Source organism: Streptomyces scopuliridis (genome assembly GCF_042790125.1).
Classification (GTDB): domain Bacteria; phylum Actinomycetota; class Actinomycetes; order Streptomycetales; family Streptomycetaceae; genus Streptomyces; species Streptomyces scopuliridis_A.
This window is the reverse complement of sequence record NZ_JBHTZS010000033.1, coordinates 1-12,560: the sequence shown is the minus strand read 5'-3', so window position 1 is coordinate 12,560 and position 12,560 is coordinate 1. Positions and strand designations below refer to the sequence as shown.

General features: G+C 68.8%; 11 protein-coding genes. 9 read left to right on the top strand and 2 right to left on the bottom strand.

All coding sequences use genetic code 11. The annotated features are described in order from the left end of the window. Positions 1-84: 84 nt before the first annotated feature. From eccD to ACFRKB_RS32715, 6 genes are all read left to right on the top strand, one after another. Positions 85-1,593: a type VII secretion integral membrane protein EccD gene (gene eccD, locus ACFRKB_RS32740; RefSeq protein ID WP_383110302.1), complete on the top strand. Its 1,509-nt coding sequence runs from the start codon at positions 85-87 to the stop codon at positions 1,591-1,593. Positions 1,594-1,747: 154 nt separating this feature from the next. Further along, positions 1,748-2,038, top strand: coding sequence for a 30S ribosomal protein S15 (gene rpsO / locus ACFRKB_RS32735; RefSeq protein ID WP_030351649.1), 291 nt, complete (start codon positions 1,748-1,750; stop codon positions 2,036-2,038). 368 nt (positions 2,039-2,406) lie between these two features. After that, entirely contained in the window at positions 2,407-4,656 is a 2,250-nt protein-coding gene (locus ACFRKB_RS32730; RefSeq protein WP_383110255.1) for a polyribonucleotide nucleotidyltransferase, read from the top strand. Then, complete coding sequence (locus ACFRKB_RS32725) at positions 4,653-6,029, top strand: M16 family metallopeptidase (protein ID WP_383110254.1); 1,377 nt, start codon at positions 4,653-4,655, stop codon at positions 6,027-6,029. Before ACFRKB_RS32730 ends, ACFRKB_RS32725 begins: the two co-directional genes overlap by 4 nt. A gap of 36 nt (positions 6,030-6,065) precedes the next feature. After that, positions 6,066-6,818 (top strand): 4-hydroxy-tetrahydrodipicolinate reductase, encoded by a 753-nt coding sequence (gene dapB / locus ACFRKB_RS32720; protein WP_383110253.1) that lies wholly within the window; start codon positions 6,066-6,068, stop codon positions 6,816-6,818. A gap of 4 nt (positions 6,819-6,822) precedes the next feature. Then, positions 6,823-7,275 (top strand): tetratricopeptide repeat protein, encoded by a 453-nt coding sequence (locus tag ACFRKB_RS32715; RefSeq protein WP_383110252.1) that lies wholly within the window; start codon positions 6,823-6,825, stop codon positions 7,273-7,275. A gap of 86 nt (positions 7,276-7,361) precedes the next feature. Here the strand turns inward: ACFRKB_RS32715 and ACFRKB_RS32710 are convergent, their stop codons facing one another. Further along, positions 7,362-7,907, bottom strand: a complete 546-nt coding sequence (locus ACFRKB_RS32710; protein WP_383110251.1) for a hypothetical protein — start codon at positions 7,905-7,907, stop codon at positions 7,362-7,364. A 94-nt stretch (positions 7,908-8,001) separates the two neighbouring features. Continuing rightward, positions 8,002-8,241: a hypothetical protein gene (locus tag ACFRKB_RS32705; RefSeq protein ID WP_383110250.1), complete on the bottom strand. Its 240-nt coding sequence runs from the start codon at positions 8,239-8,241 to the stop codon at positions 8,002-8,004. A 214-nt stretch (positions 8,242-8,455) separates the two neighbouring features. On the opposite strand from ACFRKB_RS32705, the gene thyX reads away from it, so the two are divergent. The 3 genes from thyX to ACFRKB_RS32690 all read left to right on the top strand — a co-directional run bounded on the left by thyX (position 8,456) and on the right by ACFRKB_RS32690 (position 12,144). Next, a complete protein-coding gene (gene thyX, locus ACFRKB_RS32700; RefSeq protein WP_383110249.1) occupies positions 8,456-9,193 on the top strand; it encodes an FAD-dependent thymidylate synthase in 738 nt (245 codons plus the stop codon). A gap of 199 nt (positions 9,194-9,392) precedes the next feature. Continuing rightward, a complete protein-coding gene (gene dapA, locus ACFRKB_RS32695; protein WP_383110248.1) occupies positions 9,393-10,292 on the top strand; it encodes a 4-hydroxy-tetrahydrodipicolinate synthase in 900 nt (299 codons plus the stop codon). 166 nt (positions 10,293-10,458) lie between these two features. Then, positions 10,459-12,144: a ribonuclease J gene (locus tag ACFRKB_RS32690; RefSeq protein ID WP_383110247.1), complete on the top strand. Its 1,686-nt coding sequence runs from the start codon at positions 10,459-10,461 to the stop codon at positions 12,142-12,144. Positions 12,145-12,560: the final 416 nt, after the last annotated feature.

Sequence of the window (12,560 nt, the reverse complement as noted above, 5' to 3'; positions counted from 1 at the left end):
GCGCACAAGATCCGCGCATCGGATCCACGCGCGCGGTCCATGCGCACGATCCATCAGAACCACAAGGGGGAGCAGCAGGTGAGTATGACGGCCCAGACGGCCCAAGGAGTGGCCGCCGGAACCGGTCACCCCGGTCCCGCGGCCCCGGCCGGCGGCGGGACCGGCTTCTGCCGGATCACGGTCGTCGCGCCGGACGGCCGCGTCGATGTGGCACTGCCCGAGGACATCCCCGTCGCCGATCTCTACCCGGAGATCCTCAGACTGTCGGGACAGAGCCCCGCGGAGGGCGCCCCCGTCGGGTACCACCTGGTGCGCAGGGACGGCACCGTTCTCGACAGCGCGCGCTCCCTGGCGGCCCAGCGCATCCTCGACGGCGAACTGCTCTCGATGCGGCCCTTCGCCGAGTCCCTGCCGCCGGCGGTCTTCGACGATGTCTCCGACGCCGTCGCCTCCGCCGTGGCCCGCGACAGCACGCTCTGGACCGACGGCCTGATGCGCGGCGCCGGGCTCTTCGGCGGCTCGGTCCTGCTGGTCCTGCTCTCCTTCGTGCTGTGGAGCGCCGACCCGCGGCACGACATGCACGGCCTGCCCGGCATCCTCGCCGCCGTCACGGCCGTCCTGCTGCTCGCGCTCGCCGGTGTACGCGCACGGATCTACGACGACCGCGGCTCGTCCATCGCCCTGGGCATCGGATCACTGGCGAACGCCGGCGTCGCCGGTTCCGGGCTGCTGTCACTCGCACAGGGCCAGGGCACCGGCAGGCTCCAGTTCCTGCTCGCCTGCGCGGCCGTGCTCGTCGCCGCCGTGATCCTGGTGATCGTCACCCCGAGCGGGGACGGTGCCTTCGTCGCGTTCGTGTTCGCCGCCGCCGTCGGCCTGCTGGTGACCTTCGCCGCGATCATGACCGACATGACGCCCGCCGAGACCGCCGCGGTCTGCGCCCCGCTCGCCGTGGGGGCCCTGGCGTTCCTGCCCGGCCTCTCCACCCGCTTCGCCCGGCTCCCCATCGGCTTCGAGCCGCCCCGTACGTCCGTCGGCGACTACGGCGCCGATCCCGTCCCGCAGGGCCCGGTCGACGCCGAGCGCATCGCGGCCCAGGCCCGGCGCGGTCATGAACTGCTGGTCGGACTGGTCGGCGGCTGCGCGCTGGTGGCCGTGGGCGCCGCGGCGGTGCTCGGCTTCTCCGACAACGTGTGGGGGCAGCTGCTCGCGCTCGCCACCGGCGTCGCCATGCTGATGCGCGCCCACCTCTTCCGCTACACCGCCCAGGTCGGCTGCGCCCTGGCCGCCGGTCTCGGCGCCCTGGCGCTGCTGGTGCTCGGTCTCTGCCTCAACCCGCCCTCGGATCTGATCCGTGAGGCCCTGCGGGGTGACGCCACGGGGCTCGACATCCGTACGATCTGGCTCACCACCGCGGTCGCGGCCGTCGCCGCCCTGATCACCGCCATCGGCCTGATCGTGCCGAGCAAGGGGGTGACCCCCTTCTGGGGCCGCTTCCTGGAGATCGCGGAGGCCTTCGTCCTGCTGACGCTCGTACCGCTCTGTCTGGCGGTCTTCGACGTCTACCACTCCATCCGGGCGCTGACGTCCTGACGGGGCTGGTACGCTACGTAGCGGCCGTTTGTGTACGCGTTCCGGGACCGTCCGGAACAGCGCCCAACGGATCCCCGCCTCCCGAGTAACGGAAGCTCCCCAGAGTATTCGACCTGGGGCACTCGGTGGCCACGAAGACCCACGAGGAGTACGCGTGTCGCTCGACGCCGCTACGAAGAAGCAGATCATGACCGAGTTCGGCACCAAGGAAGGTGACACCGGCTCCCCCGAGGTCCAGGTCGCCATGCTGTCGCGCCGGATCTCGGACCTGACCGAGCACCTCAAGACCCACAAGCACGACCACCACTCCCGTCGTGGTCTGCTCATCCTGGTCGGTCAGCGCCGTCGGCTGCTGCAGTACCTGGCCAAGAAGGACATCCAGCGCTTCCGTACGCTGGTCGACCGCCTGGGCATCCGCCGCGGTGCGGCCGGCGGTGCCAAGTAAGACACCGTGAAGGGAGCGGTTCCCACTTCCAGGGGGCCGCTCCTTTCGCGTACGCGCGCACGCTCTGTTCCGTACGCGGGTACGGGTGCGGGCGGGCCGACCACCCCCGTACCGGGCCCCCGAGCGCCCCGCCCGGGACAACCGGAATGTCATCCCGCGGCGAAGCTCAGTAATCTGGTCGCACGAGCACAACTGAAGAGGAGGAGCGAACTCCGCCGCCGCCGGTCCTCGGTAGTGGCTCCCGGATGGCGCGCGGCCCATGCCGCGGCCCCGGGTGCTTCGATCGAAGACCGGCCCGCACCAAGGAGCGCTTCTCCGTCACGTCCCCTGCCACACGGGCACCGGACGAACACGAGGAGAAAACACTAGTGGAGAACGAGACCCACTACGCCGAGGCCGTTATCGACAACGGAACCTTCGGCACCCGCACCATCCGCTTCGAGACGGGACGGCTCGCCAAGCAGGCCGCCGGTTCCGCCGTGGCCTACCTGGACGACGACACCATGGTGCTGTCGGCCACCACCGCTTCCAAGAAGCCCAAGGACCAGCTCGACTTCTTCCCCCTGACGGTGGACGTCGAGGAGCGGATGTACGCGGCCGGCAAGATCCCCGGCTCCTTCTTCCGCCGGGAAGGCCGGCCGTCCGAGGACGCGATCCTCACCTGCCGCCTGATCGACCGCCCGCTGCGCCCCTCCTTCAGGAAGGGCTTGCGCAACGAGATCCAGATCGTCGAGACGATCATGGCGCTCAACCCCGACCACCTGTACGACGTGGTCGCCATCAACGCCGCCTCCTGCTCCACGCAGCTGGCCGGCCTGCCCTTCTCCGGCCCGATCGGCGGCACCCGTGTCGCCCTGATCAAGGGCCAGTGGGTCGCCTTCCCGACCCACACCGAGCTGGAGGACGCCGTCTTCGACATGGTCGTCGCCGGCCGTGTCCTGGACGACGGCGACGTCGCGATCATGATGGTCGAGGCCGAGGCCACCGAGAAGACCGTCCAGCTCGTCAAGGACGGCGCCGAGGCTCCCACCGAGGAGATCGTCGCCGCCGGTCTGGAAGCCGCGAAGCCCTTCATCAAGGCGCTCTGCAAGGCCCAGTCCGACCTCGCCGCCAAGGCCGCCAAGCCCACCGGCGAGTTCCCGGTCTTCCTCGACTACCAGGACGACGTCCTGGAGGCGCTGACCGCCGCCGTCAAGAGCGAGCTCTCCCAGGCGCTCACGATCGCCGGCAAGCAGGACCGCGAGACCGAGCTGGACCGCGTCAAGGAGCTCGCCGCCGAGAAGCTGCTCCCGCAGTTCGAGGGCCGCGAGAAGGAGATCTCCGGCGCCTACCGCGCGCTGACCAAGTCGCTGGTGCGCGAGCGCGTCATCAAGGACAAGGTCCGGATCGACGGCCGCGGCGTCACGGACATCCGTACGCTCGCTGCCGAGGTCGAGGCCATCCCGCGCGTGCACGGCTCGGCGCTCTTCGAGCGTGGCGAGACCCAGATCCTGGGCGTCACCACCCTCAACATGCTCCGCATGGAGCAGCAGCTGGACACCCTCTCGCCGGTGACCCGCAAGCGCTACATGCACAACTACAACTTCCCGCCCTACTCCGTCGGTGAGACCGGCCGCGTCGGCTCCCCGAAGCGCCGCGAGATCGGCCATGGCGCGCTCGCCGAGCGCGCGATCGTGCCGGTGCTGCCGACGCGCGAGGAGTTCCCGTACGCGATCCGCCAGGTCTCCGAGGCGCTGGGCTCCAACGGCTCGACGTCCATGGGCTCGGTCTGCGCCTCCACCATGTCGCTGCTGAACGCCGGTGTGCCGCTCAAGGCCCCCGTCGCCGGTATCGCCATGGGCCTGATCTCCCAGGAGATCGACGGCAAGACGCACTACGTGGCCCTCACCGACATCCTCGGTGCGGAGGACGCCTACGGCGACATGGACTTCAAGGTCGCCGGTACGAAGACCTTCGTCACCGCCCTCCAGCTCGACACCAAGCTCGACGGCATCCCCGCCTCGGTCCTGGCCGCCGCGCTGAAGCAGGCCCGCGACGCCCGCCTCCACATCCTCGATGTGATGAACGAGGCCATCGACGTCCCGGACGAGATGTCCCCGAACGCCCCGCGGATCATCACCGTCAAGATCCCGGTGGACAAGATCGGTGAGGTCATCGGCCCCAAGGGCAAGATGATCAACCAGATCCAGGAGGACACCGGCGCCGACATCACGATCGAGGACGACGGCACCATCTACATCGGTGCCGCCGACGGACCGGCCGCCGAGGCCGCCCGCGCCACGATCAACGGCATCGCCAACCCGACCATGCCGGAGGTCGGCGAGCGCTACCTGGGCACGGTCGTCAAGACCACCACCTTCGGTGCGTTCGTGTCGCTGCTCCCGGGCAAGGACGGTCTGCTGCACATCTCGCAGATCCGCAAGCTCGCCGGCGGCAAGCGCGTGGAGAACGTCGAGGACGTGCTCGGTGTGGGCCAGAAGGTCCAGGTCGAGATCGCCGAGATCGACCAGCGCGGCAAGCTCTCCCTGATCCCCGTCATCGAGGGTGAAGAGGCCGGGGAGTCCGAAGAGGCGAAGGACACTGCCTCCGATAGCGGCTCCGCCACGGGCGCCAAGTGACAGACAGCTCCAGGGCGACGGCCCGCACCTCCTCGGAGGCGCGGGCCGTCGCCCGTACCCAAACCCTGCTCAAGGGCGAGAACGGCATCGGTACGGTCCGCCGTACGACCCTCCCCGGCGGCCTCCGCGTCGTCACCGAAACCCTCCCGTCGGTACGTTCCGCGACCTTCGGGATCTGGGCACAGGTCGGCTCCCGCGACGAGACCCCGGCGCTCAACGGCGCCACGCACTATCTGGAGCACCTCCTCTTCAAGGGCACGAGCCGGCGCAGCGCCCTGGACATCTCCTCCGCCATCGACGCGGTCGGCGGTGAGATGAACGCCTTCACGGCGAAGGAGTACACCTGCTACTACGCGCGGGTGCTCGACACCGATCTGCCGCTGGCCATCGACGTCGTCTGCGACATGCTCACCGGTTCGCTCATCGAGGCCGCCGACGTCGACGCCGAGCGCGGGGTGATCCTCGAAGAGATCGCCATGACCGAGGACGACCCGGGCGACTGCGTACACGACCTGTTCGCGAAGACCATGTTCGGCGACTCCCCTCTCGGCCGGCCGGTCCTCGGCACCGTCGACACCATCAACGCCCTCGACCGCGACCGGATCGCGCGCTTCTACAAGAAGCACTACGACCCGACGCGTCTCATCGTCGCCGCCGCGGGCAACATCGACCACGCCACGGTGGTACGACAGGTCCGCAAGGCGTTCGAGAAGGCCGGCGCCCTGTCCCGGACGGACGTCACGCCCCTGGCGCCCCGGGACGGCAGCCGCACCGTACGCACCGCGGGCCGGATCGATCTGCTGAACCGCAAGACCGAGCAGGCCCATGTCGTGCTCGGCATGCCCGGCCTGGCGCGCACCGACGAGCGCCGCTGGGCGCTCGGCGTGCTGAACACCGCCCTCGGCGGCGGCATGAGCTCACGGCTCTTCCAGGAGGTACGGGAGAAGCGCGGGCTCGCCTACAGCGTCTACTCGTACACCTCGGGCTTCGCCGACTGCGGGCTCTTCGGGGTGTACGCGGGCTGCCGCCCCAGCCAGGTCCACGACGTCCTGAAGATCTGCCGTGACGAGCTCGACCGGGCCGCCGCGGAAGGGCTCAGCGACGAGGAGATCGGGCGCGCCATCGGCCAGCTCTCCGGCTCCACCGTCCTCGGTCTGGAGGACACCGGAGCGCTGATGAACCGGATCGGCAAGAGCGAGCTGTGCTGGGGCTCCCAGATGTCCGTGGACGACATGCTGGGACGGATATCCGCCGTCACCCCGGACGACGTGCGCGCGGTCGCCCGCGACGTACTGGGACACCGTCCCTCGCTGTCCGTCATAGGACCCCTCAAGGACAAGCAGGCGGACCGCCTCGACGACGTGGTCTCCTGACCGGGCCGCACCCCCGACGCTGAAGGAAGCAGAGCAATGAGCAAGCTGCGCGTGGCCGTTCTCGGAGCCAGGGGCCGTATCGGCGCCGAGGCGGTACGGGCCGTCGAGGCCGCCGACGACCTGGAACTGGTCGCGGCCCTCGGCCGGGGCGACAAGCTGGAGACCCTGGTGGAGACCGGCGCCCAGGTCGTGGTGGAACTCACCACCCCGGCGTCGGTGATGGGCAACCTCGACTTCTGTGTACGCCATGGAATCCACGCGGTCGTCGGCACCACGGGCTGGACCGACGAGCGGCTCGCGCAGCTGAACACCACGCTGGCCGCCTCCCCGGAGACGGGCGTGCTGATCGCGCCGAACTTCTCCATCGGCGCGGTCCTCACCATGAAATTCTCCGAGACGGCGGCCCGCTACTTCGAGTCGGTCGAGATCGTCGAGCTGCACCACCCGAACAAGGTCGACGCGCCCTCCGGCACCGCCGTCCGTACGGCCCAGCTGATCGCGGCTGCCCGCGCGGCGGCGGGCAGCGCCCCGCAGCCCGACGCCACGGTCACGGCGCTGGACGGCGCGCGCGGCGCCGATGTCGACGGGGTGCCGGTGCACTCCGTACGGCTCCGCGGCCTCCTGGCCCACCAGGAGGTCATCCTCGGCGGCGAGGGCGAGACCCTCACCGTCCGGCACGACTCCCTGCACCACAGCAGCTTCATGCCGGGCATCCTGCTCGGTGTGCGGCGCGTGGTCTCCGCCCCCGGCCTCACCTTCGGCCTGGAACACTTCCTCGACCTGAGCTGACCCCATGCGTGCAAAGATCACTTACTGCGTCACGGCCGCCGTTCTGGTCGTCTACTTCGTCCTGGTCGGCAGCCGGGGAGTGCTGCTGATCGAGCATGGCACGGCGCTCACCATCACTTTCGGTGTCGCCGTGCTGATCCTGCCGCTCATCGGTATCTGGTTCCTCTGGAAGAGCACCCAGTTCGTCGCCCGCGCCAACCGGCTGGCGGCGGAGCTGGACGCGGAGGGCGGCCTGCCGGTGGACACGCTGGTCCGTACGGTCGGCGGCCGGATCGACCGGGCCTCGGCGGACGCCGTCTTCGCCGAGCGCCGCGCCGAGACCGAGGACTCCCCCGACGACTGGCGCTGCTGGTTCCGGCTCGCGATCGCCTACCACGACGCCCGGGACACCCCGCGGGCCCGCAAGGCGATGCAGCGGGCCATCGCGCTCCGTGACGGCAAGCCCGTACGGGTCTGACGCCCACAGGGACCGCGTACGGCAGAGCGGGGCCCGGCCAGCATGGCCGGACCCCGCTCTGCCGCTCTCCCGCCCGTACGACGACGTCAGACGCCCCGGTACTCGTCGCCCCAGACCTCCACGGTGTCGGCGGCGCGGTCGAACGCCTCTCCACGCGACAGGAAGTCCGCGTTGTGGTCGGTGAGCAGCTGAATCGGCTCACCCTGCCGGCGTGCGACGACGAGCGCCTGCCCCTGAACGGTGCGCGGCAGCCCGAGCCAGCGCACCGGCTGCTGGACGGTGCGTACGGCCGTGGCCTGGTCCCAGGGCACGGTCTTCGTCAGCAGCAGGCCCACCCGGCGTACGCCGTGCCGGCTGACCCACGCACCCATCCGGAGCAGGCGCAGCGCGGCGGCGATCACCACCGCCGCCACAATCAGGCACACGGTCGCGCCGGACGGCGCGCCCGCGAAGGCGATGATCATCGCCGCGAGCAGAACGAACGAGGCGAGCAGCAGAAGCAGCGCCGCCGCCACCACGCGCCAGGGGCCTGGGCGGTACGGACGCCGCCAATGATCATGATCGTCGAAGGGCAGCGCGACATCATCGGTCGCGTCAAAAGCCCGGTCGGCCGTCAGGAAGGGCAGGGGCACGACTGATCCTCACTCACAAGCACGCTCGATTGCTGTGCCCGGTGAGGCTATCGATCAGTGGCCCGTCCGGACCACCCCAGGGGGGCCGGACGAGTCAGCGGCCCTGCGACGCCTCGGACTGCTGTGTGTGCCCGTAGGACTGATTCGTCTCCAGGGACGGCAGCCCGAAAAGCAGCGCGCCGGTGAATCCGGCGGCGACGGTCAGCCCGATCAGCGTACGGCTGACGAGCTCGGACGTACTGGCCCGGTGTTTGGGCGGGGGCGCGACATTACTGCGGAAGCTGTCGGCCTCGGCGACGAATGCGAACGGGACGGCCTCTCGCCGGCGGAACATGGAGGGACTCTCCTTGCGGTCTCGTGGTGGAACGCCGCTGGTGTGTCAGCTGCTACTCAATGAGACGAACAACAGCGTCATTCGGTGCCCTATTTCCCCGAATTGACCAATGAACTCCGAGCGGGGCCGTGCGTCCGCCGCCCCGTCCGTCGCTGTCAGTGCCGAGCCGTAGAGTGGGCGCCGCCCGTGCGATGCGACTGGAAGGAACCCGCCGGTGAGCGACACCCCCACCGAGACCGAACCGAGCTTCCGCAGCGATGTCACCGTCGAGCTGGTCAAGCACGCCGCCGGTGACTCCGATGTGCTGTGGGCGGCGCGCGTCTCCACCGCCGGCGAGCAGTCCCTGGAAGAGCTCTCGAAGGACCCCGAGCGGTCGAAGGGCCTCATCAATTTCCTGATGCGGGACCGCCACGGCAGCCCCTTCGAGCACAACTCGATGACCTTCTTCATCAGCGCCCCGATCTTCGTCTTCCGCGAGTTCATGCGGCACCGCGTGGGCTGGTCGTACAACGAGGAATCGGGCCGCTACCGCGAGCTCCAGCCGGTCTTCTACGTCCCCGATGCGTCGCGCAAGCTCGTCCAGGAGGGCCGTCCGGGGAAGTACGTGTTCGTCGACGGCACCCGCGAGCAGCAGGAGCTGACCGGCCGCGTCATGGAGGACTCCTACGTACGGGCGTACGAGGCGTACCAGGAGATGCTGGCGGCGGGGGTGGCCCGTGAGGTGGCCCGTGCCGTGCTGCCCGTCGGGCTCTTCTCGTCGATGTACGCCACCTGCAACGCGCGCTCGCTGATGCACTTCCTCGGCCTGCGCACCCAGCACGAACAGGCGAGGACCCCGTCCTTCCCGCAGCGCGAGATCGAGATGGTCGCGGAGCGGATGGAGCAGCACTGGGCGCAGCTCATGCCGCTCACCCATGCGGCCTTCAACGCCAACGGCAGAGTCGCTCCCTAGGGGGTGCTCCGGGCCTGTCCAGGGCACAGATGTACGGTCGGCCGAGTGAAGTGTCCGGATTGCGGCGTTTCGAGAAGTTCATCTAGGCTGATCAAACGGACCCGGCACTGCTTGAACCCCCGAGCAGGCAGTGCCGGGCTCCTCCTGTCCCGTCCCCCAAAGGGACACGGTGAGCTGAGCAGCGAGTAGCGTGTTACCCATGGCTCCGATCTCCACTCCGCAGACCCCCTTCGGGCGGGTCCTCACCGCCATGGTCACGCCCTTCACGGCGGACGGCGCAATCGACCTCGACGGTGCCCAGCGGCTCGCCGTCCATCTCGTGGACGCGGGCAACGACGGCCTGGTCCTCAACGGCACCACCGGTGAGTCGCCGACCACCAGTGACGCGGAGAAAGAGCAGCTGGTACGGGCCGTCCTGGAAGCCGTCGGAGACCGGGCCCATATCGTCGCCGGCGTCGGCACCAACGACACCAGGCACAGCCTGGAGCTGGCCCGCACGGCCGAACGCGCCGGAGCGCACGGGCTGCTCGCGGTCACCCCGTACTACAACAAGCCACCGCAAGAAGGCCTTTTCCGGCACTTCACCGCCATCGCGGACGCGACAGGGCTGCCGGTCATGCTCTACGACATCCCGGGCCGCAGCGGTGTCCCCATCGACACCGAGACGATCGTCCGGCTCGCCCAGCACCCGCGCATCGTCGCCAACAAGGACGCCAAGGGCGACCTCGGCCGCGCCAGCTGGGCCATCGCCCAGTCCGGCCTCGCCTGGTACTCCGGCGACGACATGCTCAACCTCCCGCTGCTCTCGGTCGGCGCGATCGGCTTCGTCTCCGTCGTCGGCCATGTGGTCACCCCGGAGCTGCGCGAACTCCTCGACGCCCACCTCACCGGTGACGTCCAGAAGGCCACCGAGATCCACCAGAAGCTGCTCCCGGTCTTCACGGGCATGTTCCGCACCCAGGGCGTCATCACCACCAAGGCCGCGCTCACCCTGCAGAAGCTGCCGGCCGGACCGCTGCGCCTCCCGCTCGTCGAGCTGTCGGACCATGAAACCGCTCAGCTCAAGATCGATCTCGCGGCCGGCGGGGTACAGCTCTAATCACAGACTTCACAACTGAATACGCGAAGACATAGTCCATCGAATCGAGACGAACCGGCACAGCGGTTCACCGGACATCGGTCCACACAGACAACAGCAAGTGCACGAATGTCATGCGCGCCACGTGCCCCTGCGGGCACGTGGCGTGTGTGGTGAGGAGAGTCTTTTGAGTCATCCGCATCCCGAACTCGGCGCGCCGCCGAAGCTGCCCAAGAACGGCCTGCGTGTCACCCCGCTCGGAGGTCTGGGCGAGATCGGCCGCAACATGACGGTCTTCGAGTACAACGGCCGTCTGCTCATCGTCGACTGCGGCGTTCTCTTCCCCGAGGAGGAACAGCCCGGCATCGACCTGATCCTGCCGGACTTCACCACCATCCGGGACCGCCTCGACGACATCGACGGGGTCGTGCTCACCCACGGCCACGAAGACCACATCGGCGGCGTCCCGTTCCTGCTCCGGCTGAAGCCCGACATCCCGCTGATCGGCTCCAAGCTGACCCTCGCGCTGATCGAGGCGAAGCTCCAGGAGCATCGCATCCGTCCGTACACCCTTGAGGTCACCGAGGGCCACCGCGAGCGCATCGGCCCGTTCGACTGCGAGTTCGTCGCGGTCAACCACTCCATCCCGGACGCCCTGGCCGTCGCCATCCGCACCCCCGCGGGAATGGCGGTGCACACCGGCGACTTCAAGATGGACCAGCTTCCGCTGGACCGCAGACTGACCGACCTGCCCACCTTCGCCAAGCTCGGCGAGGAGGGCATCGATCTGCTGCTCTCGGACTCCACCAACGCGGAGGTCCCGGGCTTCGTCCCGCCCGAGCGCGATATCTCGAACGTCCTGCGACAGGTCTTCGCCAACGCGCAGAAGCGGATCATCGTGGCGAGCTTCGCGAGCCACGTCCACCGCATCCAGCAAATCCTGGACGCCGCCCACGAGTACGGGCGCAGGGTCGCCTTCGTCGGCCGCTCGATGGTCCGCAACATGGGCATCGCCCGCGACCTGGGCTATCTCCGGGTCCCGGCCGGTCTGGTCGTCGACGTCAAGACACTCGACGACCTTCCCGACCACGAGGTCGTCCTCGTCTGCACCGGCTCCCAGGGCGAGCCGATGGCCGCGCTCTCGCGCATGGCCAACCGCGATCACCAGATCCGGATCGTCCAGGGCGACACGGTCATCCTGGCGTCGTCCCTCATCCCGGGCAACGAGAACGCGGTCTACCGCGTTATCAACGGCCTGACCCGGTGGGGCGCGAACGTCGTCCACAAGGGCAACGCCAAGGTCCATGTCTCGGGCCATGCCTCGGCCGGCGAGCTCCTGTACTTCTACAACATCTGCAAGCCGAAGAACCTGATGCCGGTCCACGGCGAATGGCGCCATCTGCGCGCCAACGCCGAACTGGGCGCGCTGACCGGGGTCCGCAAGGACCACATCGTCATCGCGGAGGACGGCGTGGTGGTCGACCTGGTCGACGGCAGGGCGAGGATCGTCGGCAAGGTCCAGGCCGGCTACGTCTATGTGGACGGTCTGTCGGTCGGCGATGTCACCGAGACCTCCCTCAAGGACCGCCGCATCCTCGGCGACGAGGGCATCATCTCGGTCTTCGTGGTGGTCGACTCCACCACCGGCAAGGTCGTCGGCGGCCCGCACTTCCAGGCCCGTGGCTCCGGTATCGAGGACGCCGCGTTCTCCGCCGTACTGCCCAAGGTCGAGGAGGCCATCGGCAAGGCGGCCGCGGACGGCGTCGCCGAACCGCACCAACTCCAGCAGCTCGTACGCCGCACGGTGGGCAAGTGGGTCTCGGACACGTACCGCAGGCGCCCGATGATCCTGCCCGTGGTGGTCGAGGTCTGACGCATCTGACGCATCGTCCGATGCGTCACCCGGAGCGGGGGGCCTCTTTTTGCTTCGAGGCCCCCCGCTCCAGTACGTTTACGGCTCCACCTCGACGGGAACCCGGGTAAATCATATGCCTGGAGCCTTCCGAATCATCGGGTGGGAATCCGACTCGGATCACTCTGATAGAGTCGGAATCGCTGGAAAGGGAAACGCGAAAGCGGAAAACTGGAAGGCGGCCCCGCTCCGACGGGGAATCGGACACGAAAGAGTCTGATAGAGTCGGAAACGCAAGACCGAAGGGAAAAGCCCAGAGGAAAGCCCGAGAGGGTGAGTACAAAGGAAGCGTCCGTTCCTTGAGAACTCAACAGCGTGCCAAAAGTCAACGCCAGATATGTTGATACCCCGACCTGCCGGATGACCGGTGGGTTGAG